Raw genomic sequence first — 22,710 nt, 5'->3', positions numbered from 1 at the left:
AGCAGGAGAGATGCGCGGGAGAAGAGATCGGCGACACCGGACCGGGAGCGCCTCTCGGCGCGTGGCCGCTCGTAGCGGCTGAAGATGGAGCCCGGGGCTACCGCGGCCCGGCGTCGCCGCAGCCCATCCTAACGGCCTGGCGCCGAATTCCAAGGGGCCCCGGACGTGACGTATCTCGCCCCATCGATGCCCGGTGCCGGTGCCCGCGCGCCCGGCCTCAGTGCAGCGGCGGCGTGACGTGCTCCACCGCGACGACCCGCGGCTCGCTGCCCTTGCCCGTCGAGGCGACGTGCGCGACCAGGAGCTCACCCGGCTCCAGGAACGGGTCGCGTGCCGGGAGTACGTCCGCGACCTCCTGTGACGCGCGCTGGGCCAGGGCGTCCAGCACGGTCGGCATGACCGGGCGGTGCGTGCACAGCACGGAGGAATCGCTGGTGTCGGCGAGCAGGTCGTGCATCGTGGCCGCCACCCGCGAGGGCGACCGCTCGTGCTGTGCCTCGGTGAGGTTCTCGCTGAACGACGGGCGCAGCCCCGCCGCACGCACGTACGGGTCGATCGTCGTCGCGCACCGTTCCCAGCGCGAGCTGACCGCCTGCTCGACGCCATAGGCGGCGAGGACGGGCACGAGCGCGGCGGCATGTGCGTGTCCGATGGGCGTCAGCGGCCGGTTCCGCTCCGAGCCGTGCCACACCGCGCGCGGGTAGGCCAGACCGTGCCGGGCGACGACCACGACGCGGGTGTCGAGCAGTCCCTCCTCGTGGGCCGCGACCAGGGCCTCCAGGGGGCGTTGGTCGGCGCTCCGGGTCAGCCGGTCCGCGGCGTCGTCGGGTGCGAGCCACTCGGTGCGGTCGATCTCGCGGCGGTTCACGGGCGCCACCGGTGCCCGCGCCGCCAGGGTGTAGGAGTCCTTCCCCTTGCGCGCCCGGCGGGCCGCCCAGTAGCGCACGCGCTTCACCCGGCCCTCCGGCGTGAGGTACTGCAGCCCGGGGAGGGGACGTCCGAGCACGATCGGCTTGCCGGTCTCCTCGGCCACCTCGCGGATCGCCGCGGCCTGGGAGGACTCGCCGTCGTCCAGCCGGCCCTTGGGCCAGGACCAGTCGTCGTACTTGGGCCGGTGCACGAGCTGCACCTGGAGGGCGCCGCCACGCAGCCGCCACACCAGCCCGCCCGCGCTGTCGATCACGGGAGCGTGTGCGTCGCCCGGCCGGAGTGGAGCGGTCACCGGACGGGCTCGAGGCGGCGTCGCTGGCGCTGGATCAGCACCGCCTGCATGTCGTTCAGCGGCTGGCCGTCAGGGCCGGTCGAGTGGCGTTCCCAGGTGGCGTCGGACTGCAGGTGCCAGGACGACGTCGAGTCCGACATCGACGTGTCCAGCAGTTCGGTGAGCTCGATGACGTGCAGCGGGTCCGTGACGCGGATCATGGTCTCCACGCGGCGGTCCAGATTGCGGTGCATGAGGTCCGCGGACCCGATGAACACCTCGGGGCCGGCGGCGGGCCCCTCCCCGATCGGCGGCCCGGCGGAGTTCGCGAACGCGAAGATGCGGGAGTGCTCCAGGAACCGGCCCAGGATGGAGCGCACGCGGATGTTCTCGCTCAGCCCGGGGACGCCGGGCCGGAGCGCGCAGATGCCGCGCACCAGCAGATCCACCTTCACCCCGGCCTGCGAGGCGCGGTACAGGGCGTCGATGACGGTCTCGTCGACGCACGAGTTGACCTTGATCTTCACCCACGCCTCGTGTCCCGCGCGCGCGGCGGCCGTCTCCCGCTCGATCCGCTCCACCAGTCCGGCGCGCACCGCACGCGGTGCGACCAGCAGCCGGTGGAACCGCGACAGCGGGGCGTACCCGGAGAGCTGGTTGAACAGGCGCGACAGGTCCTGGGCGACGTCCTGGGCGCACGTGAGCAGCCCGTGGTCCGTGTACAGGCGGGCCGTCTTCGGGTGGTAGTTCCCCGTGCCGACATGGCAGTAGCGCAACAGCGAGCCGTCCGGCTCCTGGCGCACCACGAGGGACAGCTTGCAGTGCGTCTTGAGCCCCACGATCCCGTACACGACGTGCACGCCCGACTCCTCGAGCTTGCGGGCCCAGGAGATGTTGGCCTCCTCGTCGAACCGGGCCTTGATCTCCACGAGGGCGAGTACCTGCTTGCCGGCCTCGGCCGCGTCGATCAGGGCGTCCACGATCGGTGAGTCGCCCGACGTGCGGTACAGCGTCTGCTTGATCGCCAGCACGTGCGGGTCCGCGGCGGCCTGCTCCAGGAAGGTCTGGACGGAGGTGGAGAAGGAGTCGTACGGGTGGTGCAGCAGGATGTCCCGCCGGCGGATCGCCGCGAAGACGTCGGTGGGCTTGGCGCTCTCCACCTCGGCCAGGTGCCGGTGGGTGCCGCCCACGAACGGCGGGTAGTGCAGCGTGGGCAGATCGAGGTCCGCCACCAGGTTGAGGCCGGTCAGGTCGAGGGGCGCCGGAAGCTCGTAGACCTCGGACTCCCGCACGCCCAGCTCCCGGACGATGAGCTCGCGGATCTTGGCGCTGATGCCCTCGGCGATCTCGAGGCGCACCGGCGGGCCGAACCGCCGGCGCAGCAGTTCCTTCTCCATCGCCTGCAGGAGGTTCTCGGCGTCGTCCTCCTCGACGTCGACGTCCTCGTTGCGCGTGACGCGGAACGAGTGGCTCTCGCGGACCTCCATGCCCGGGAAGAGCTGGTCGAGATGCTGGGCGATGATCTCCTCGAGCGGCACGAAGGAGATCGGGCCGCGGTGTGGGTCGGCCTTCTTCGTGCCGGGCCGGCGCGGCTTGCCCTGCTTGTCCACGGTGATGAACCGCGGCAGCAACGGCGGCACCTTGACCCGGGCGAAGTGCTCCTTGCCGGTCGTCGGATTGGTGACCACGACGGCGAGGTTCAGCGACAGACCGCTGATGTACGGGAAGGGGTGCGCCGGGTCGACGGCGAGCGGCGTCAGGACCGGGAAGATCTGCTTGCGGAAGAACTTGTGCAGCCGCTCCTGCTCCTTCTCGTCGAGGTCCTCCCAGTGCGACAGCGTGATCCCCTCGGCCGCGAGTGCCGGCTGGACCTTCTCGGAGAACACCCGCGCGTGCCGCACGGCGAGTTCGTGCGCGCGCTCCGAGGTCGCGGTGAGGACCTCGCGCGGGCTGAGCCCGGACGCGCTGGTCACGGCGAGGCCGGCGGCGATGCGGCGCTTCAGCCCGGCCACCCGGACCATGAAGAACTCGTCCAGGTTGGACGCGAAGATCGCCAGGAAGCGGACGCGCTCCAGCAGGGGGAGGCGTTGGTCCTCGGCGAGCTCCAGCACTCGCTCGTTGAACGCCAGCCACGACGTCTCGCGTTCGAGGAAGCGGTCGTCCGGGAGCGCTGCCACGTCGTTGGCGGCCGCGGCCTGGGCCACGGCGGCCTGCTCGCCGGGATCCTCCGCGATGTGCTCGGCGATGTGGGCGGCGAGTTCCGGCGTGAGCGGCCGTGAGGAGGTGGAGGCCGGTGTGGCCTCGGCCGGGGCCCCAGAGGCTGCGGCATCGTGGTGGACGCCGCCGTCGGGGCGTGCGGTGTGGGCTGTCACCGAGGACTTCGCGGGCGCGGCCGGGACGGTCGACCCTCCGGCCCGTTTCACGAACCTGCCTTGCTCGTCACGGGAACGCGTGGAACTCATGACGACATGTTGTCACGCCCGGAAGTACTGGACATGAAGCGCGTCTTGCCGGAACCCTGCGCGTCCGTAGGTGGCAAGGGCCGGGGTGTTGTCGCCCTCGACGTACAGCACGGCCCGGTCGACGCCCGTACGGGCCAGGTGTGCCAGGCCGACGTCGGTCATCAACCTGCCGAGGCCCGCGCCCTGAGCCTCGGGCGCGACGCCGACGGCGTAGATCTCGCCGTCGCGGGACCCGGCGGGCTGGCCGGTCTCGACCTTGGTCCAGATGAACGCGACAGGGTCACTGGCGCCGTCGGACAGGTCGCCGCCGGGCACGTCGCCGCCCGGCGCGGGGTAGAGCAGGAAGAAGCCCTCCGGGTCGAACCACGGCTCGGCCTGCCGCGCGCGGAGGTCGTCGTGGGTGAGGCGGCCCTGTTCGGGGTGGCTCGCGAAGGCCCGCGCGTTGAGGCGCAGCCAGGCGTCGTCGTCGGCGCCCGGTCGGAACGTGCGGAGGGTGTACCCGTCAGGGACGACGACGTCGTCCGGGGCGGGCGCGGAACCGGGCCGGCCGAGCGGACGGGCGAGGAACCGCAGCTCGCGGACAGGGCTGTAGCCGAGCGCGCCCGCCAGCTCCTTCGCGACCGGCAGGTCGCCGTGCGCCCAGACGCGCAGCTGCTGGCCGCCGGGCTCGCCGGAGCGCAGGGGGAACGTGACGTCGAGCTGGGCGGCGTGGAGCAGGCGGCGCGCGATTCCGTGCCGGCGGTGCTTCGGGTGCACCACGACCTCGGCGGACGCGACGGGTCCGGAGCGGTCGATCTGGAGGTAGCCGGCCACGGCGTCGTCCCCGTCGTCGCCGACCCGGGCGACGACATGCGTGAGCCACGCCTCGTCCCGCGAGAGGTTCAGCAGGGGCTGCTCGGAGAGCGGCACGACGCCGTCCGCTCCGGCGGCCGCCGCCGCGATGTTCCGTACGTCATGCCGCGTCGCGGAACTGAGCGGCCCGATCTCGATGGTGACAGACACGCCCCCATCATCCCTGATGCCCACCGACAAATCCGCCGAGGTCGTCACTCCGCGTCGTGGAGCGACGACCTCGGCAGGCTGTCGCGGTTCTCCCGGGTGAGGGAGCGCTACCGGGCTATCCGCGCGACCAGAGCTGGTTCGCCGCTCCCGTGCACGTCCAGAGCAGCACCGCGGTGTCGTTCTCGGTGAGGTTGCGGTCGACGTCCAGGCACAGGCCGGACCGCACGCCGCGGATCGTGCCGTCGCCCTGGAACGTCCACTGCTGGTTGTCGCCGCCGTTGCAGTCCCAGAGCTGTACCGGGGTGCCCGCCGTGGCGTCGAGCGGGGCGTCGAGGCACTTGCCCAGCGACCGCAGCGTGCCGTCGGTCGCGGCGGTCCACGTCTGGTTCGGTGCCGAGTGGCAGTCCCAGATCACCAGGCCGGTGCCGTTCGCCGTCGCGCTGTCGGGCACGTCGAGGCAGCGGCCCGACGCGGAGCTGACGAGCGCCGAGTCGGTCGGCGGCTCGGACGTGTCGCCGGGGCTCACCTTGTACAGCGTGACGCCGTGCTCGGCGACGTGGGCACTGAGCTGTCCGGTGGTCGTGCCCGTGGCGCCGGTCCACAGCTCCCGGTACGTGTGCGTGCCGGAGCCGAGCCCGACCTCGCCGAGCGTGGTCGAGATCTGCCGGCTGCCGGAGCCGCGGTTGAGCAGGGCGACCGCCACGGAGCCGTCGGCGAGCGGCTTGGCCCAGACCTCGGCGTCACCGTCGTCACGCACCCGGTCCGCCTGGCGTACCAGCGGGTCCTGGTCGATCGCGAGGACGTCGCGGTTGGTGAGGACCGCACGCACGTCGGCGCTCATGTTCCTCAGGTCGTTGCCGGCGATGAGCGGAGCACTGAGCATCGCCCACATGCTCATGTGCGCCCGGTTCTCCGTGGGCGTCAGCGAGTTCCGCACGCCGACCATGAGCATGTCGGGGTCGTTGTACCGCCCGGGCTGGGTCCACTCGCGCATCGGCTCGATGATGTCGAGGGCCTCCGTGATCCCGACGAAGCAGTCGGCCGACGGCGAGCAGCCCGTCGACCAGGCGTCGTCCAGGTCCTCGGAGGTGCGCCACATGTCCGCGAACTCGCCCCAGCCGGGGTAGGTCGGGGCGCTGTTCCAGTGCGCGCTGTTCGGGTTGATCGAGTAGACGATGGGGCGGCCGGTGGCCTTCAGCGCGTCGCCGAACTTCTTGAACAGCGCGGCCTGCTCCTCCGCGGTGCCGCGCGGGTCGCACCAGTCGTGCTTGACGTAGTCGACGCCCCACGAGGCGAACAGGTTCGCGTCCTGGGTCTCGTACCCGTACGACGACGTCCCGGGGCGGCCCTCGAAGTACTGGTTGCAGGTCTTCTCCCGCGGCGCGTGATAGATCCCGAACTTGAGCCCACGGGAGTGGATGTAGTCGCCCAGCGCCTTCATCCCCGAGGGGAACCGGTCCGTCCGGGCCTGCAGGTTGCCGTTGCTGTCGCGGTGGTCCTGCATCCAGCAGTCGTCGACGACGACGTACTCGTACCCGGCGTCGGCCATGCCCGAGCTCACCATGGCGTCCGCCGTCTCGCGCACCATCTGTTCGTTGATGTTGCAGTAGAACGTGTTCCAGCTGTTCCAGCCGAGAGGCGGCAGCGGTGCCGGCTCCTCGACGGTGGGGTCGGCAGCGGCCGCAGTGGGGGCCGCGGCCGCGACGGAGGCCGCGGGCAGGACGTCGGTCGGCGCGGTGCCGGACGGGACGGCAGCAGCCGTCGGTCCGACGGCGAGAGCAGATGTGGTCAGTACGGTCGCGACCAGCAGCGAGAGCTGACGGCGACCTTGCAGGTTCTTCATGAACACTCCTGGTGTCGATGCCTGAGGCGGGACGGCGCGCGGCCGGCGGGCCCGGTTGTGCCGGGCCCGCCGGCCGCCGCCGTGCGTCAGTTCTGCAAGGTGAGCAGGCCCGGGCGGTACGGGAGGGAGTTGTAGTCGCCGCCGGAGTTCGGGTCACGGCCCTGGTACAGCAACTGCAGGTTGCAGGCGTCGACCGTCATCGTCTGGTCGGCGCTCGTACGCAGCAGTTCACCGTGGGAGATGTCGTTCGTCCAGGTGGCGCCGCTGTTCGCCCGGCCCGCGAACGGGTTGGACTCGGAGGCGGCCTGCGGGGTCCACTGCCCGTCCAGCCGGTCAGCCGTGAAGGACCGGAAGAACCGGCCGTTCGCGCCCATCGCCTCGACGATCATCAGGTACTTCTGCCGGCCCTCGAGCTTGTACACCTGGACGGCCTCGAACAGGTTGGCCTGGGTGTCCTGCATGATGATCTCGTACTGCGTGCCGAAGCTGCCCGGGAAGTTCCCGATCGGCATGCTGGACCGGTAGATCCGGCCGTTGTCCCCGGCGAAGAACAAGTACATGTTCTGGTCGTCACCGATGACGGCCTGGTCGATCGGGCCGGTGTCCGAATCGGAGATGCTGCCCTCGAACAGCGGCTGCGGGCTCGACCAGCCGTTCGGGTTGGTCGGGTCGTTCGACGTCCGGTAGATGAACGGCCACTGTCCCCACTGGTACGCCAGCACCCACGTGTCGCGCGGCGCGAAGTAGAACAGCGACGGCGCCACCGTTCCGGAGTTCATCCGGTTCTGCGACACCGAACCCATCTGCGACCAGTCCGAGAACAGACCGAAGTTCATCGAACCGTAGTTCTGCCCGTCGAAGATCGTCGCGTACACGAGGTGCTGCCCGTTGTACGGCGCCGTCGTGAAGTCCTTGAGGTTGCTCCAGCCGTTGGTCGGCTGCGCCAGCGGCCCGGTCGAGCTCCACCGGTACGACGACGGCAGGTCGCACGTCCCGCCCGGCGGGTCCGTGGGTGTCGTCCCGCCGTCGACCTTGATGAGCTGCCACTGCTGGTTGGCGCCGTTCCAGTCGGAGTACTGGACGACGTTGGCGCCGTCGGCGCCGGAGGCGCCCTGGACCTCGACGGCCTTGCCGCTGTGGCGGGCGATGAGCTGGATGTAGCCGTCGATGTCCTGGATGCTGAACTGCTGGTTGGCGGAGTTGTTGTCGGTCCACTGCATGACGTCGGCGCCGTCGGCGGTGGAACGTCCTTCGATGTCCAGAACCTTGCCGGACAGGCGGGACTTGAGGCGGTAGTGGCCGTCGCCGGAGTCGACGAACTGCCACTGCTGCTGGTCGCCGTCGTTGCGCGACCACTGGACGATCGTGGCGCCGTTGCTGGTGTCGAGGTTGTACACGTCCAGCGCCTTGCCGCTGTCGCGGTTGACCAGGACGTACCACGCCGTCGTATCGATGGTTGCCGCGGCCGCCCGCGGTGCTGTCGCCACGAGTCCTGCGACGGCTACCAAGCAGGTCGCCAGTGTGGCCACCAGAGTGGCCAGCAGTCCCGGCCGCAGCCGGGTGGCTAGTGTCGAGTTCACTTCTCGTTCCTTTCGAGGGTGTGGGTGAGTGGCCGGTGGTCCGGCCGTGATTCGCCGTGTCCGGACGCTTCGGTGCGCACGGAGCCGGCCGGCGCCGCGGAGGAGGGCGGTTCCGCGGCGCCGAGACTGGTGTGTCACGGGGTGGTCAGGTCGAAGTTCCGCACCGTGACCGCGCCGCCCAGGGAGTTCGTCGCGTAGTTGAAGATCCCGAAGCGGTAGCCCATGAAGAACTGCCACGAGTTGCCGAGCGTGAAGCCGGGGCCGAGCGGGGTGAACGTCACGCCGTCGGTGCTGTAGGAGAACGTGGCCTGGCGGCCGGCGCCGGGCCGGATGTCGGCGGTGGCCCGCAGCCAGATCCGGTCGCCGGTGACGGCCGCGCTCGCGGCCTCGGTGCCGGTGCCGGTGGTGTTCCAGTTGCCGTCCATCGACAGGCCGTTGGTCATCGAGACCCGGGTGACGCCGTTGTCGCGCCTGAGGCCGATCCACGCCGAGGAGTCCCGCAGCATCGCGAGCCCGGCCCGGTCGCCGTCGCGCATGGCGCTGTGGTCGAGCTCGATCGTCGCGGTGGACGACGGGCCCTGGATGCGGTGGGTGAGCGTGTTGCGGGCGTCGTAGAGGTCGTTCGTGACGGTGGCCGTCTGCAGTCGCAGCCCGTCGCCCACCGAGAATCTGTTCGGGTCCGGGTTGTGGTTCCACTCCCAGCGCGGGCCGAGCTCGGGCCCGGCGAACGTGTCGGGGCCGATCATCGAGTCCACGGTGCGCGACGTCGGGATGTCCGGCTCGGGATAGGTCGTGCCCCAGCGGCCGTTCACGGTCTGCACGGTGGGCCAGCCGTCGGCGGTCCAGGTGATCGGGGCGAGAGCGGGCATCCGGCCGCCGGGGTACGCGTCGACGAACGCCATGTAGTGCCAGTCGCCGTTCTGGGTCTCCACGAGACCGCCCTGGTGCGGCACGCCGCCGCCCGGGATCGGGCCGGGCAGGTCGAGCAGCACCTCCCGCATCTCGTACGGCCCGAACGGGGAGGTGGACCGCAGCACGTACTGCCCGTTGGCCGGCCGTGTCAGCCAGATGTAGTAGTAGCCGTCCTTCTTGTAGAACCGGGCTCCCTCGAGCGTGCCGACACTTGACGGCGTACGGAACACCTCCTGGCTGCGCACCTGGCTGAACCCGTCGTCGGACAGCTCGGCCACGTGGATCGTGGTGTTGCCGTAGGCGACGTACATGGTGTCGTCGTCGTCGACGAGCAGGCCGGCGTCGAAGTAGCACCCGGGGATCTCGGCGCGCTGGGTCCACTCGCCGTCCACCGCGGTCGCCGTGTAGACGTACGTGCGGTTGAACTCGACGCAGCCGATCCAGTAGAAGGTCTCGTTGCTGGGCCGGTAGCCGAACGCGGACGCCCAGATGCCCTTGACGTAGGCCCGTCCGCCCGTGAGGTCGTACGCGTTCGAGCCGAAGTCCAGCCTCGGCACGGAGTGGCCGGCGTACTCCCAGTCGACGAGGTCGTACGAGCGCAAGATCGGCGCGCCGGGGGAGTAGTGCATCGTGGAGGCCGAATAGTAGTAGGCGTCGTCCACCCGGATGATGTCGCCGTCGGCGAAGTCCTGCCAGACGACGGGGTTGGTGTAGGTCTCGCCGCCGCCACCGTCGCTGCCGACCTCGACGAGCTGCCACTGCTGGTTGGCGCCGTTCCAGTCGGAGTACTGAACGATGTTGCCGCCGTCGGCGGTCGAGGCGTCCTGGACCTCGACGGCCTTGCCGCTGTGGCGGGCGATCAGCTGGACGTGGCCGTCCACATCCTCCAGCCGGAACTGCTGGTTGGTGGAGTCGTTGTCGGTCCACTGGATGATCGGGGCGCCGTCGGCGGTGGACCGCTCGGAGACGTCCAGGACCTTGCCGGACAGTTTTGACTTGAGCCGGTAGTAGCCGTCGCCGGAGTCGACGAACTGCCACTGCTGCTGGTCGCCGTCGTTGCGGGACCACTGGGTGATGCGCGCGCCGTCGTCGGTGTCGAGGTTGTACACGTCCAGGGCCTTGCCGCTGTTGCGGTTGAGCAGGACGTACCACGCTGTGGGATCCACGGTGGCGGCCGACTCCGCGGCCGAGGCGGCGGGTGCGGGGGCAGTCGTCAGCGGCAGGATCACGCCGACCAGCGCGGTGGCGGTGGCCGCGACCAGCGCGACGGTGCGGCGGCCGAACCGGGCTGCGCTTCGGGAAGGCATCGTTGACTCCCTCTTGTCGATGGGCAGGCACTTGCGCAGGGCGCGAGACACGGGTCCGGAAGAGGTCAGTGCCAGGCGCGAGACCGCGTCCGGTCTGATCGAGGAGACCGTGTGAGCGCTAACATCGATGTCGATGCTGGCAGGCGCTTTCCCAGGGTGCAACGGTCCGGCGCGAAGTTTAACGATTAACCTTCTGCCGCTCCGGCTGGCCGGCGCTCGGACGCCAGGAGGCGGGCGGGACGCCCCGGCACCAGCCGGGGCGTCCCGCCCGCCTCCTGGCGAACGACACCTACACGTCAGTCCTCCGGGGCGGACGGGGCCTTGAGACCCGCCGCGATCTTGTCCATGACCGTCGAGTCCGCGAGGGTCGTGGCGTCGCCGACCTGACGGTCCTCCGCGATGTCGCGGAGGAGGCGGCGCATGATCTTGCCGGACCGCGTCTTGGGGAGCTCCGGGACCACGAGGATGCGCTTCGGCTTCGCGATGGGGCCGATCTCCTTGGCCACGTGGTTGCGCAGCTCGGTCTGCACCTGGGCCGCGCCGTCGTCCGTCTCCGCCCGGCCGGCGTGCTCCCCGCGGAGGATGACGAACGCGACGACCGCCTGACCCGTGGTCTCGTCGGCGGCGCCGACGACGGCGGCCTCGGCCACGATGTCGTTCGAGACCAGCGCCGACTCGATCTCCGTGGTGGACAGGCGGTGGCCCGACACGTTCATGACGTCGTCCACGCGGCCGAGCAGCCAGATGTCGCCGTCGTCGTCCTTCTTCGCGCCGTCACCCGCGAAGTACAGGCCCTCGTACCGGGACCAGTACGTCTCCTTGTACCGCTCGAGGTCGCCCCAGATCCCGCGGAGCATCGACGGCCAGGGTTCGGACAGCACGAGGTAGCCGCCGGAGCCGTCGGGCACGACGTGGGCCTCGTCGTCGACGACGTCGGCCGCGACGCCGGGCAGCGGCACCTGCGCCGAGCCGGGCTTGGTCGCGGTGACGCCCGGCAGCGGGCTGATCATGATGGCGCCGGTCTCGGTCTGCCACCACGTGTCGACGATCGGCGCGGCACCGCCGCCGATGTGCTCGCGGTACCACATCCACGCCTCGGGGTTGATGGGCTCACCCACCGAGCCGAGCAGGCGCAGCGACGACAGGTCGAAACCCGCGGGGATGTCGTCGCCCCACTTCATGCAGGCGCGGATCGCCGTCGGCGCCGTGTAGAAGATCGACACCTGGTACTTCTGGACGAGCTCCCACCAACGCCCGCGGTGCGGGGTGTCCGGCGTGCCCTCGTACAGCACCTGGGTGGCGCCGTTCACGAGGGGGCCGTAGACGATGTAGGAGTGTCCGGTGACCCAGCCGATGTCCGCGGTGCACCAGAACACGTCCGTCTCGGGCTTGAGGTCGAAGACGTTGCGGTGGGTGTACGAGGTCTGGGTGAGGTAGCCGCCGGTGGTGTGCAGGATGCCCTTGGGCTTTCCCGTGGTGCCGGAGGTGTACAGGATGAACAGCGGGTGCTCGGCCTCGACCCACACGGGCTCGTGCTGGTCGGAGGCGCCGTTGACGGCCTCGTGCCACCACACGTCGCGACCCTCGGTCCAGTCGACGTCCTGCTCGGTCCGCTTGACGACGAGCACCTTCTCGACCGTGGTGGCCGGCTCGCCGGCCTTGGGTGACAGCGCCTCGTCGACCGCCGGCTTGAGGGCTGACGGAGCGCCCTTGCGGTACCCGCCGTCGGCCGTGATGACGAGCTTCGCTCCGGCGTCGGCGATCCGGCTGCGCAGGGCGTCGGCGGAGAAGCCGCCGAAGACGACGGAGTGCGGCGCGCCGACACGCGCGCACGCCAGCATCGCGACGACCGACTCGATGAGCATCGGCATGTAGATGACGACGCGATCCCCGGTCCGCACACCGAGCTCCGTGAGGGCGTTGGCGGCCTTGCTGACCTCGCGCTGCAGGTCGGCATAGGTGACGGTGCGTGTGTCGCCCGGCTCGCCCTCGAAGTGGAAGGCGACCCGGTCGCCGTGACCGGCCTCGACATGCCGGTCGACGGCGTTGTATGCGGCGTTCAGGGTGCCGTCCGCGAACCAGCGGGCGACGGGGGCGCCGGACCAGTCGAGGGTCTCGGTGAACGGGGTCTTCCAGGTGAGCAGGGTGTTCGCCTGCTCGGCCCAGAAGGCGAGGCGATCGGCCCCGGCCGCCGCGTACAGGTCAGCCGTGGCGTTCGCCTGCGCCGCGAACTCCTCGCTCGGCGGGAAGGCGCGCGTCTCGTGCAGCAGGTTCTCGAGGCTCGGGCTGGAGCCACCTCCCGACTGGGGCGCCGGGCTGGCGGGCTGGGTGTCTGTCACGGTCGGGACCTCCGGTGCGCGTCGTTGCGGGCGTGCTCAAGTCGTGAGGGCGAGTTTGTTCGGACTCCTGACAGGAGTCTAGTCCCACAGGTGATAGGTATCACGTACCGACCTCCCGGCGTCAGGCGTGCTTCGCATTCGGGAGCCGGAGGGCCGCGAGCGGTCAGAATCGGGCGGCGAGCGGTGGGCCGGTCAAGGGCGCTGCCGGGTGGATCCGTCGCCGGCGGCCGAGAGTGCGATGGGCCGTATCGATTCGGCCGGATGGTCGGGCCCGTCGCGAAGCGGTTCGCGATCCCGGCCCTGCGACGGGCCCGACCAGCGCGGTGGCGAGTTCTCGTCCCCCACGAGTACGACACCTGGGAGGTTCCTCAAGCCGGATGTCGCGCTCGCCACGGGGTGAGGGTGATCAAGCGCTGCGTGCTCCGCCGGACCCTTGGCGCGGCCGGGAGTCCTGACGTGGATACCCGGCGCGCGGTTCCCCTTGCCCCTGTTGGTGGTGCTGTGTGGCCTATGACACACCGTTAGGGGAGTGAGTGCAAGTGGGACTCGCCGAGTCTCCCCAGTGAATTTTCTCGCCAACCGGTAGCGGTTGCCGAAAATGCTTTGCTCCCCTTGACAGTGCACCCGCGGAGCCGCGATCCTCGGCGTAAGATCATATATGAGATCAAACACGATGGTTGCGAAGGAGGAACCGATCGTGACAGAGGCTCCGGCGAGCGTCTCCAAGTCCGAGCGCGTCTACCGCACCCTGCGCGAGCGCATCCAGGAGGGCCAGTACACCAGCGGCTACCGGCTGGTACTGGACCAGATCGCGCGCGAGCTCGACGTCAGCCCGGTGCCGGTGCGCGAGGCGGTGCGCCGGCTGGAGGCGGAAGGGCTGGTCACGTTCACCCGGAACGTGGGCGCGGAGGTGCGCGGGGTCGACGTCGGGCAGTACACGGATGCCATGCAGACCCTCGCGTGGCTCGAAGGCGCGGCCACCGGGCTGGCGGTGACCCACCTGGACGGTGAGCGGCTGGCGCGCGCCCGGTCGCTCAACGAGGACATGCGGGACCTGCTGGGCGACCACTTCGACCCGGTGAGGTTCACCGCACTGAACGAGCAGTTCCACCGGGTGTTGTGCGGGGCCTGCCCCAACGAGCACCTGCTCGGGCTGCTGCGGCGCGAGTGGCTGCACATGTCGCTGGTGCGTCGCTCCAGCTTCGCCGCCATGCCCGGCCGGCCGGCGGTCTCCGTCGAGGAGCACGACCGGATCCTCGCGCTCGTCACCTCGGGCGCCCCGCCGGACGACGTCGAGCGGGCGGTCCGGGACCACAAGCTGCGCACGATGAACGAGTACCTCGCGACCCGGGGGCGAACCTCCCGGGCGTGAGCCCCACACCATGTCTCGGTGCCGGCGGCGATCCCGCCCGGCCCGCGGAGCGAGAGGAACGACGACGTTCATGACCACAGTCTCCGAAGCTGTCGCCCACGCCGTCGCGGCCTGCGCCGACGAAGTCTTCGCCCTGATGGGCAACGGGAACGCCCATCTTCTGGATGCCCTGAGCCGCACCGACGCACGGGTCACCGCGGTGCGCCACGAGGCCGCCACCGTCGCGTCGGCCGACGCCTACCACCGGGTCACGGGCCGCCTCGCGGTCGCGACCACCACCTACGGCCCCGGCTTCACCAACGCGGTGACCCCGCTCGCCGAGGCCGCACTCGCCCGGACCCCGATGCTGCTGGTGACGGGTGACGCCCCCGCGAGCGGCCCGCGGGAGTCCGACGTCGACCAGGCGGCGATCGCGCGGGCGACCGGCGCCCTGGTGCGGCACGTGAACCCCGCCGCGCCCGGGAAGCAGACCGTCGCCGCCGTCCAGGAGTCCCTGGTTCGTCGCCGGCCCGTCGTCCTCGGCATCCCGTACGACCAGGCCACCGCGGAGGCCCGGGACGCGACCGTCCCCGCGCTGGACCCGCAGCTCGACCTGCCGGAGCCGCGCGAGGAACAGATCGAGGCCGTCGCCGCGCTGGTCGGGGACGCCAAGCGCCCACTCGTGCTGGCGGGTCGGGGTGCGGTGGCCGCCGCTGCCGAGGTGCGCCTGCTGGCCGACCGGATCGGCGCGCTCACGGCGACGTCCGCCCCCGCGCGCGGCCTGTTCGGCGGGCGCCGGTACGACATCGGCGTGTGCGGCGGCTTCGCCTCCCCGCCGGCGGCGGATCTGATCCGACAGGCCGACGTCGTGCTCGTGCTCGGTGCGGGCCTGAACACCTTCCAGACCGCGTTCGGGACGGCCTTCGCCCCCGGAGCGAAGGTGGTGCAGGTCGATCTCGCCGCCCGGCCGACGCACGCGAGTGTCGGCCTGCACCTGCGGGCCGACGTCGGCCGGACCGTCATCGCGCTGCTGGGAGCGCTCGAGGCCGGGGAGACGCCGCCCGAACCCTGGTGCGGTGTGGCCCACGAAGCGGGGGAGCGCGACCTGCACCACGTGCGCGACACGGGCGAGGGCGTCGCCCGGGACGGGCGCCTGGACCCGCGTTCCCTGTTCACCTACCTGGACCGCATGCTGCCGAAGAACCGCCAGGTGGTGTCCGACGGCGGTCATTTCATCGGCTGGGCGCCCAGCTATCTGTCGGTCCCCCGGGCCGACGCGACGGTACTGGTCGGGACGGCCTTCCAGTCGATCGGGCTCGGCTTCCCGTCCGCACCGGGGGCGCTCGTGGCGCGGCCCGACATGCTCACGGTCATCGTGACCGGCGACGGCGGCGGCGTGATGGGCATCGCCGACCTGGAGACGGTGGTGCGGCTCGGCAGCTCGACTCTCGTGATCGTCGTGAACGACGCCGTCTACGGTGCGGAGGTGCACCAGTACGGATCGCAAGGGCTGGACCAGGACGTGATGCGCGTGAGCGAGATGGACTTCGCCGCGATCGCCCGAGGGTTCGGCGCGCAGGCCGTCACCGTGACGCGGCCGACCGACCTGGACTGGGTGGTCCAGTGGGTCCGGCACGGCGCGCGCGGGACGCTCCTGGTCGATGCGAAGGTGTCGCCCGAGGTGGTGGCGCCGTACATGCACGAGATGGCGGAGCAGGCGAAGCGCTGAGGCATTCGCCGGGGCGGGCGCGGGCGTCGAACGGCCGGCGTCCGCCCCCTACTCGTCGCCCCGGGCGTAGCGCACCTCACCCAGGCTCAGCCACGAGGCGAGGCGTTCCACCTCGGCGTGCACGGCGTCCATGAGGTGGCCGTCGAACGGCAGGTCCTCGTGCACGTCGAACACGTTCAGCACGCCCGCCCGGCGGTCCGCCTTGGCGTCGAGCTTCCCGACGAAGCGGTCCCCGTGCAGGATCGGCAGGGCGAAGTACCCCCAGCGTCGCTGCGCCTTCGGCTTGTACATCTCCAGGACGTACTCGTAGTCGAAGAGGTCGAGCAGGCGCTTGCGGTCGGCGATGAGGGCGTCGAACGGGCAGAGCAGGGCGGTGCGGGGCTCGAAGTCGTCGTCGGCGCGCTCCAGGAGCTCCGGGTCCACCCGCCACGGGCCGTCCACCCCATCGACCTCGACGGGCTCGCCCGGTAGCTCGGTCCACCAGCCGTCGCCGTCGCCCGATCTGCTCTGCACCCGCGGCCGCGCGATGCCCTCGGCGGCGAGCCGCCGGCCGATCCGCTCCCGCCGGGCGTCCTCCAGCGGTACGGGATCGACCCGGGGATAGGCGCGCTCGGCCAGGTCCCAGAGCCGCTGCCGGCCCTTGCGACCGACCATGGCGAGCTTGCCCTGCATGCTGAGCGCCTCCAGCATCTCGGCCACGCTGCGGCGGCTGCTCCAGCCCTCGGCACCCCAGCGGTAGGGCGTCACCGCGGTGTCCGGGATGTCCTTGGCGAGCATCGGCCCCTCGGCGTCCAGCAGACGCAGGATGTCCCGCTCGAAGGTCTCGTTCTCCCGCAGCCAGCCGCGCAGGCCCTCGTGCCGCGGCCACCGCTTCATCTGCTCCAGGTAGAGCGGCAGGTCTCCCATCGAGCGCACGGTGCCGCGCAACTGGAAGAGGATGCCGTCCGCGACGGCGTCGTCGACGGCGCCCGGCCAGTAGCCGCTGCCGAGCCGGGACCACGCGATCAGGTCGGTCGCGGGCGCGACGGCCGACGTCGGGTCCACCGCCAGGTACGTCAGGTCCTCCACCGTGTGCACGAGATCGACCGGCCGCCGGGCATCGAGCAGCTGGGCGCGGAGCGCGATGCGCCGTGCCTGGGTGACGGAGAGCCGGTGCGTGCTTGGCATGGAGCGAGGGTACGGCGGGTGTCTGACACGCGGTGGCCCTGCGGAGCGGCGCGCGCCAGGCTCGACGGTTTCCCTCGCCCGCCCCGTGTGGCAGGATGATTCCTGAACGATCGGTCACTAATTCCGATCAGGTGACCTGGACGGCGTCGTCGAGGAGTGCACATGCCCCAGCGCGAGGAGAGAGGCCCGCTCCGGGTGGAGCGGTCGGCCGACCGTGTCGTCGCCACGCTGGACCGGCCCGGCGCCCGGAACGCCGTCGACCTCGCCACGGTCGAGGCGCTGCACGCGCTGTGCGCCGAGCTCGAGGCCGAGCCCCGCACGCTGATCCTCACGGGCGCGGACGGCGACCTCGCCGCGGGCGCCGACATCGCCGAACTCCTCGACCGCGGCGCCGCCGACGCCCGCGCCGGGATCAACACCCACGTCTTCGACCGGATCGCCGCGCTCCCCATGCCCGTGATCGCCGCGATCGACGGCTACGCCCTCGGCGGCGGCGCCGAGCTGGCCTACGCGGCGGACCTCCGCATCGGCACACCGCGGATGCGGATCGGCAGCCTGGAGCCCACCCTGGGGATCATGCCCGCCGCGGGCGCCACCTGGCGGCTGCCGGCGATGGTCGGCGCCACCCGTGCGCACGAGATGCTGCTCACCGCACGCGTCCTGACCGGGGACGAGGCCCTGGCCTGGGGCGTCGTCACCGCTCTGCACGAGCCCGAGAACCTGCTCCCGGCGGCGCACGACCTCGCCGACCGGATCGCCCGGCTGGCCCCCCAGGCCGTCCGGCACACCAAGACCGCTCTGCGGGCCCGGCCCGACCAGCACCCCCGGATCGAGCTGGACCTCCAGGCAGAGCTGTTCGAGAGCGAGGAGAAGCGCCGGCGCATGTCGGCCTTCCTGGACCGGAGGCGCCGCGACCCGGCGCAGCCGGCGGGCGACGTGGAGGGCGCGGGCCGGGAAGCGCGGCACGCACCCCGAGCGGAGCCCGAGCAAGCGGCGACACCCCTGCCCGCAGTGACGAAGGAGAAGCGATGACGAACACCGTGCCCGTGCTGCCGTCGTACGTCCGCGACGGCTGGTGGACCCCGGCCGACGCGAGCACACCCGGCGGTACCGCCGCCGACGCGGCCGAGCCCACCCGGGCCGTCGTCGTCCGTGACGCCTCGACCGGCGAGCCCGTCGCCCGCGTCTCCGCGGACGGCCTCGACCTGGTCGCCGTGCTGGACCACGCACGCGACGTCGGGCAGAAGGCCCTCGGTGACCTCACGATCCACGAGCGCGCCGTCCTGCTCAAGCGGATGGCGCTCGAGCTCACCGCGCACAAGGACGCGCTCTACGAGGTCTCGGCGCGCACGGGCGCGACCGCGCGCGACTCGGCGTTCGACGTCGACGGCGGCATCGGCGTGCTCTTCACCTACTCGTCCAAGGGACGGCGCGAGCTGCCGAACGCGAACCTGATCCTGGACGGCCCGCCGGAGGTGCTGTCGAAGGACGGCTCGTTCCTCGGTCGGCACGTGTACACGCGGCTGACGGGTGTGGCGGTGCAGGTCAACGCGTTCAACTTCCCCGTGTGGGGGCCGCTGGAGAAGTTCGCGCCCGCGTTCCTGGCCGGTGTGCCGACCGTGATCAAGCCCGCGACGCCCACCGCCTACCTCACCGAGGCCTGGGTGCGTGTCCTCGTCGACGCCGGCCTGCTGCCCGACGGTTCGCTGCAGCTCGTCTCGGGCGGCGCGCGGGACCTGCTGGGGCACCTGCGGCTCGGCGACTCCGTGGCCTTCACCGGCAGCGCCGACACCGCGCGTCGGCTGCGCGGCTCGGTCGGCGAGGGGGTCCGGTTCAACGCGGAGGCCGACTCGATCAACGCGAGCGTGCTCGGACCCGACGGCGTCCCGGGGTCCGTCGAGTTCGACGCGTACGTCCGGCAACTGGTGACCGAGATGACCACGAAGACCGGGCAGAAGTGCACGGCGATCCGTCGTGCGATCGTGCCGGAGGCGCTCGTGGACGACGTCGTGGCCGCCGTGGCCGCGCGTCTCGAGCAGAAGGTGGTCGTCGGCGACCCGCGCGCCGAAGGTGTCACGATGGGGCCGCTCGCCTCCCTCGGGCAACGTGACGAGTTGTACCGGCAGGTGGAGAAGCTGATCGGGGCGGGCGGCCGGATCGCGGCCGGGCCCGCCGACCACACGACGCCGCCCGAGGTGGTGCGCGCCGACGGGACCGTCGGGCCGGCGCCGGACGGTGCGTTCGCCGCGCCGCTCCTGCTCCGGTTCGACGACGCCGAGGCGTCCGCGCTGCACGACGTGGAGGCGTTCGGGCCCGTCGCCGGTGTGGTGGGGTACCGGGACGTCGGCCATGCCGGAGAACTCGTCGTGCGTGGTGGTGGCTCGCTCGTCACGTCCGTGGCGACGAGCGATCCCGCCGTGGCCGCCGCCCTGTTCGGGCACCTGTGCGCGGCCAACGGCCGCGTGCTGTTCCTCGACCGGGACGACGCCCGCACCTCGACCGGGCACGGCTCGCCCGTGCCGCACCTGGTGCACGGCGGCCCGGGCCGTGCGGGCGGTGGCGAGGAGCTCGGCGGCGTCCGTGCCGTGCACCACTACATGCAGCGCACCGCGATCCAGGGGTCGCCGCGGATGCTCACCGAGCTCACCGGGGTGTGGCACACCGGGGCGCCGGTGCGGGGGAGCGAGGCGTCCGGGGAGGGCACGTCCGGAGCCGGCTCAGCCGCGACCGCCGTCGTGCACCCGTTCCGGGAGTCCCTGGCGGAGCTGCGGGTCGGTGACCAGGTCGTGGCGGGGCCGCGCGAGGTGACGCTGGCGGACATCGAGCACTTCGCGGCGTTCACCGGCGACAGGTTCTACGCCCACATGGACGAGACCGCCGCCGCGGCCAACCCGTTCTTCCCCGGGCGGGTGGCGCACGGATACCTGCTGGTGTCGTTCGCGGCGGGGCTGTTCGTCGACCCCGACCCCGGGCCGGTGCTGGCGAACTACGGCCTGGAGAACCTGCGGTTCCTCACACCGGTGTCGCCGGGGGACGCGGTCACCGTGACCCTGACGGCCAAGCAGATCATCCCGCGCGAGACGGACGACCACGGCGAGGTCCGCTGGGACGCGGTGCTGCGCAACCAGGACGACGAGACGGTGGCGACCTACGACGTGCTGACGCTCGTGGCGAAGGAGTGGCCGCGGGGGTAGGCCCGGGTCAGGGTGCCCGGAGGCCGTTCAGCGCCAGGGTGACGACGTCGTCGGCCAGGCTGTCCGCCGATTCGCGACCGCCGGGGCGGTACCACTCGACGATCGAGTTGATCATCCCGAAGATCAGGCGTTCCGCGACGCGCGGGTCGAGGTCCGCGCGGAGCTCGCCCGACCGTTGCGCGGCCTCGATGAGGGCCGTGACCTGCTTGTCGAACGCGCGGCGCCGAGCCAGGGCCGCGCGCTCCGTGGCGGTGTTGCCGCGGACACGCAGCAGGAGGGTGACGTAGGGGAGCCGATCCACGAGGACGCGGACGGCCTCGCGAAGGACGTGCTCCAGGTGTCCGACGGCGGTCGGGGTGCCCTCGGTCCGACGGCTGCCGGCCGGGGACCCGCCCGCGCCGTCGTCCCGGACGAGGGCGGCCTCCAGGCCGTCCAGGGCCTCGTCCAGCGCGGCGGCGAGGATCTGCTCCTTGGAGGAGAAGTGGTGGTAGATGGCCGACTTGGACAGGCCCAGCCGGTCGGCGAGCGTCGCGATCGACGTCGCGTCGTAACCGCGTTCGATGAAGGTCTCGACGGCGACGTGGAGCAGGCCCTGCCGGTCGTAGCCGGGGCGTCCCCGGCGCGGCGGTGCGGGCGGGACGTGCTGGTCTGTCATGCCGTCACTATATTGACCGAACGATCGGTTGGTAATGTTGCCGACGCAGGTCCGCCCGGCGAGGAGGTCGATGATGATCCGCATGTCCCTGGACGACGGCGTCGCCGAGGTGGTGCTCGACGCCCCCGGCCGGCTCAACGCCCTCGACGAGTCCGGGCTCGACGAGCTCGACGACGCGCTCACCGGTGCCGCGGCGGAGGGCGCGCGGGCGCTGCTGCTGCGCGGTGAGGGCAAGGCGTTCTGCGCGGGCCGCGACATCGCCGGCGTGGACCCAACGACCGACGACGTGCTCGGGTTCCTCGCGGGGCGGGTGGAACCCGTGCTGCGCCGCCTCGCGCACTTCCCCGCGCCCACGTTCGCCGTCGGACACGGGGCCTGCCTGGGGGTGGGGCTCGGGCTGCTCATCGCGGCCGACGTGGTCTACCTGGCCGACGACGCGAAGGTGGGCTCGCCGTTCGGCCGGCTCGGCGCGGTGCTCGACTCCGGCGGTCACGCCTTGTTCGTGGAGCGGTTGGGCGCGCATCGTGCGCTGGACCTGATCTACACGGGTGACCTGCTCAGCGGTGCGGAGGCCGTGCGGTCGGGTCTGTTCTCACGGAGCTTCCCGGCGGACGAGGTGGTCGCCGCGACACGCGAGGCGGCGCGACGAGCGGCGTCGGGCCCGACGACGGCCTTCACCACGAGCAAGGAGATCGTCGCGGAGATCCGGGACGGGCGGATCGGGCTCTGGGCGGCGATGGAGCGGGAGAACCAGGGGCAGGCGGCCCTGCGGGACACCGCCGACTACGTCGAGGGGTTCGCGGCGTTCCAGGAGAAGCGGAGGCCGGAGTTCCGCGGGAGGTAGGTGGGGTGCGGGCGACCGGTCACTGAGAGCGGCGCCGGCGGCGTCGGAGGTGGCGGATGACGAAGAATGCCGACACCGCGAGGGCGACTCCTCCCACGACGGCGGCGACGGGGATCGGCTCGACTCGTGGCCGGAGCGCGATCGGCTTGCTGAACTGCAGTTGGCCCCAGCCGGACTCGGCGGCGAGCCGGCGCAGGGTGCGGTCCGGGTTCACCACGAAGGCGTGACCGACGGCGCCCAGCATCGGGGCGTCGGTGATGGAGTCGGAATAGGCGTAGCTCTGCGCGAGGTCGTAGCCCTCGCGGGCGGCGAGCTCGCGGATGCTCGACGCCTTGTTCTCACCGTAGTTGTAGTAGTCGATCTCGCCGGTGTAGTGGTCGTCGACCACCTCCATGTGGGTGGCCAGGACGTGGTCGGCGCCGAGCGCCGCGGCGATCGGCTCCACCAGCTCGGAGCCCGAGGCGGAGACGACGACGACGTCGTGCCCGAGGTCATGGTGATCCTCGATGAGCTGGACCGCCTCCGCGTACACGTACGGGTCGATGTGCTCGTGGACCGTCTCGGCCACGATCTCGCGGACCTTGCGCACGTCCCAGCCTCGCGCGAGCGCGCTGAGGTGGGCGCGCATCCGCTCCGTCTGGTCCTCGTCCGCGTTGCCGACGAGGAACAGGAAGTGCGCGTACGCGCTGCGCAGCACGTCGGCGCGGCTGATGAGCCCGCCGGCGATGAACGGCTTCGAGAACGCCTGGGACGAACTCGTGGCGATGATCGTCTTGTCCAGGTCGAAGAACGCCGCGGTGCTGTCCGTGGGGAAGCCTGGCAGGACGTTCAGGGACTCCTCGTCGGTCACCGTTCGAGCCTAGCGGGCCTGTCCGATCTGACCGATGTCCGCGAGCGGAAGGCACGAATATTTCACCCGCTCGCGACGATCCGTGGCCGGGCGCGGCGCGATCGGAAGTGCCGTCGTGCCGGTGTCACAAGGGCGCGACGCCGACCACAGGAGGGTGCATCCCCGGTTTGTCGACAGGCAGCGCCGGAAGGCGGCCCGGGGCGGCCGAGGGCGAGGAAGGCTGGTCGTCACGCGCCGGGCGACGGCGGTGAGGCAACGGCCGGGGTGCCCGGCG

Annotated in this window: 15 protein-coding genes; 5 read left to right on the top strand and 10 right to left on the bottom strand. The window is 71.6% G+C overall.

Annotated elements, in window-relative coordinates:
* Nucleotides 1–217: 217 nt before the first annotated feature.
* The 7 genes from EDD34_RS19215 to acs form a co-directional block, all read right to left on the bottom strand.
* Nucleotides 218–1,222, bottom strand: coding sequence for an NUDIX hydrolase (locus tag EDD34_RS19215; RefSeq protein WP_123815987.1), 1,005 nt, complete (start codon nt 1,220–1,222; stop codon nt 218–220).
* A complete protein-coding gene (locus EDD34_RS19210; protein WP_246012577.1) occupies nt 1,219–3,663 on the bottom strand; it encodes an RNA degradosome polyphosphate kinase in 2,445 nt (814 codons plus the stop codon). Before EDD34_RS19210 ends, EDD34_RS19215 begins: the two co-directional genes overlap by 4 nt.
* A 12-nt stretch (nt 3,664–3,675) precedes the next feature.
* Nucleotides 3,676–4,665 carry a mycothiol synthase gene (gene mshD / locus EDD34_RS19205; protein ID WP_123815986.1) on the bottom strand — a complete coding sequence of 330 codons (990 nt, stop codon included), beginning with the start codon at nt 4,663–4,665 and terminating at the stop codon, nt 3,676–3,678.
* A gap of 115 nt (nt 4,666–4,780) precedes the next feature.
* Nucleotides 4,781–6,508, bottom strand: coding sequence for a glycoside hydrolase family 27 protein (locus EDD34_RS19200; protein WP_123815985.1), 1,728 nt, complete (start codon nt 6,506–6,508; stop codon nt 4,781–4,783).
* 86 nt (nt 6,509–6,594) lie between these two features.
* Nucleotides 6,595–8,088, bottom strand: coding sequence for a non-reducing end alpha-L-arabinofuranosidase family hydrolase (locus EDD34_RS19195; RefSeq protein ID WP_123815984.1), 1,494 nt, complete (start codon nt 8,086–8,088; stop codon nt 6,595–6,597).
* A gap of 134 nt (nt 8,089–8,222) precedes the next feature.
* Entirely contained in the window at nt 8,223–10,307 is a 2,085-nt protein-coding gene (locus EDD34_RS19190) for a family 43 glycosylhydrolase (RefSeq protein WP_123815983.1), read from the bottom strand.
* Between the two features lie 296 nt (nt 10,308–10,603).
* Nucleotides 10,604–12,646, bottom strand: a complete 2,043-nt coding sequence (gene acs, locus EDD34_RS19185) for an acetate--CoA ligase (protein WP_123815982.1) — start codon at nt 12,644–12,646, stop codon at nt 10,604–10,606.
* Between the two features lie 697 nt (nt 12,647–13,343).
* Here acs and EDD34_RS19180 point away from each other — a divergent pair.
* Nucleotides 13,344–14,018 carry a GntR family transcriptional regulator gene (locus EDD34_RS19180; protein WP_246012576.1) on the top strand — a complete coding sequence of 225 codons (675 nt, stop codon included), beginning with the start codon at nt 13,344–13,346 and terminating at the stop codon, nt 14,016–14,018.
* Between the two features lie 70 nt (nt 14,019–14,088).
* Nucleotides 14,089–15,726 (top strand): thiamine pyrophosphate-binding protein, encoded by a 1,638-nt coding sequence (locus EDD34_RS19175; RefSeq protein ID WP_123815980.1) that lies wholly within the window; start codon nt 14,089–14,091, stop codon nt 15,724–15,726.
* A gap of 48 nt (nt 15,727–15,774) precedes the next feature.
* Here EDD34_RS19175 and EDD34_RS19170 read toward each other — a convergent pair whose 3' ends face one another.
* Nucleotides 15,775–16,893, bottom strand: coding sequence for a DNA glycosylase AlkZ-like family protein (locus EDD34_RS19170; RefSeq protein ID WP_123815979.1), 1,119 nt, complete (start codon nt 16,891–16,893; stop codon nt 15,775–15,777).
* 162 nt (nt 16,894–17,055) lie between these two features.
* Here EDD34_RS19170 and EDD34_RS19165 point away from each other — a divergent pair, with 162 nt between their 5' ends.
* The gene (locus tag EDD34_RS19165) at nt 17,056–17,925 is read left to right on the top strand and encodes an enoyl-CoA hydratase/isomerase family protein (protein WP_123815978.1); all 870 of its coding nucleotides are present in this window, start codon (nt 17,056–17,058) and stop codon (nt 17,923–17,925) included.
* The gene (gene paaZ, locus EDD34_RS19160) at nt 17,922–20,087 is read left to right on the top strand and encodes a phenylacetic acid degradation bifunctional protein PaaZ (protein WP_123815977.1); all 2,166 of its coding nucleotides are present in this window, start codon (nt 17,922–17,924) and stop codon (nt 20,085–20,087) included. Before EDD34_RS19165 ends, paaZ begins: the two co-directional genes overlap by 4 nt.
* A gap of 7 nt (nt 20,088–20,094) precedes the next feature.
* Here the strand turns inward: paaZ and EDD34_RS19155 are convergent, their stop codons facing one another.
* Nucleotides 20,095–20,742 (bottom strand): TetR/AcrR family transcriptional regulator, encoded by a 648-nt coding sequence (locus tag EDD34_RS19155; RefSeq protein ID WP_123815976.1) that lies wholly within the window; start codon nt 20,740–20,742, stop codon nt 20,095–20,097.
* A 73-nt stretch (nt 20,743–20,815) separates the two neighbouring features.
* Here EDD34_RS19155 and EDD34_RS19150 point away from each other — a divergent pair, with 73 nt between their 5' ends.
* Nucleotides 20,816–21,586: an enoyl-CoA hydratase/isomerase family protein gene (locus EDD34_RS19150; RefSeq protein ID WP_123816677.1), complete on the top strand. Its 771-nt coding sequence runs from the start codon at nt 20,816–20,818 to the stop codon at nt 21,584–21,586.
* Between the two features lie 19 nt (nt 21,587–21,605).
* Here the strand turns inward: EDD34_RS19150 and EDD34_RS19145 are convergent, their stop codons facing one another.
* On the bottom strand, nt 21,606–22,436 hold the full coding sequence (locus EDD34_RS19145; RefSeq protein ID WP_211341641.1) for an HAD family hydrolase: 831 nt from the start codon (nt 22,434–22,436) through the stop codon (nt 21,606–21,608).
* Nucleotides 22,437–22,710 lie beyond the last annotated feature (274 nt).

The organism is Myceligenerans xiligouense, assembly GCF_003814695.1.
GTDB lineage: Bacteria > Actinomycetota > Actinomycetes > Actinomycetales > Cellulomonadaceae > Myceligenerans > Myceligenerans xiligouense.
The sequence above is the reverse complement of the archived record's forward strand: the minus strand, read 5'-3'. Positions and strand labels throughout refer to the sequence as shown.

Excerpts from the sequence above, each read along its gene's own strand:
- EDD34_RS19210 (WP_246012577.1), bottom strand. The coding sequence starts at position 3,663 with ATGAGTTCCACGCGTTCCCGTGACGAGCAAGGCAGGTTCGTGAAACGG.
- EDD34_RS19200 (WP_123815985.1), bottom strand. The coding sequence starts at position 6,508 with ATGAAGAACCTGCAAGGTCGCCGTCAGCTCTCGCTGCTGGTCGCGACC.
- EDD34_RS19190 (WP_123815983.1), bottom strand. The coding sequence starts at position 10,307 with ATGCCTTCCCGAAGCGCAGCCCGGTTCGGCCGCCGCACCGTCGCGCTG.
- EDD34_RS19175 (WP_123815980.1), top strand. The coding sequence starts at position 14,089 with ATGACCACAGTCTCCGAAGCTGTCGCCCACGCCGTCGCGGCCTGCGCC.
- EDD34_RS19170 (WP_123815979.1), bottom strand. The coding sequence starts at position 16,893 with ATGCCAAGCACGCACCGGCTCTCCGTCACCCAGGCACGGCGCATCGCG.
- EDD34_RS19165 (WP_123815978.1), top strand. The coding sequence starts at position 17,056 with ATGCCCCAGCGCGAGGAGAGAGGCCCGCTCCGGGTGGAGCGGTCGGCC.
- paaZ (WP_123815977.1), top strand. The coding sequence starts at position 17,922 with ATGACGAACACCGTGCCCGTGCTGCCGTCGTACGTCCGCGACGGCTGG.
- EDD34_RS19155 (WP_123815976.1), bottom strand. The coding sequence starts at position 20,742 with ATGACAGACCAGCACGTCCCGCCCGCACCGCCGCGCCGGGGACGCCCC.
- EDD34_RS19150 (WP_123816677.1), top strand. The coding sequence starts at position 20,816 with ATGATCCGCATGTCCCTGGACGACGGCGTCGCCGAGGTGGTGCTCGAC.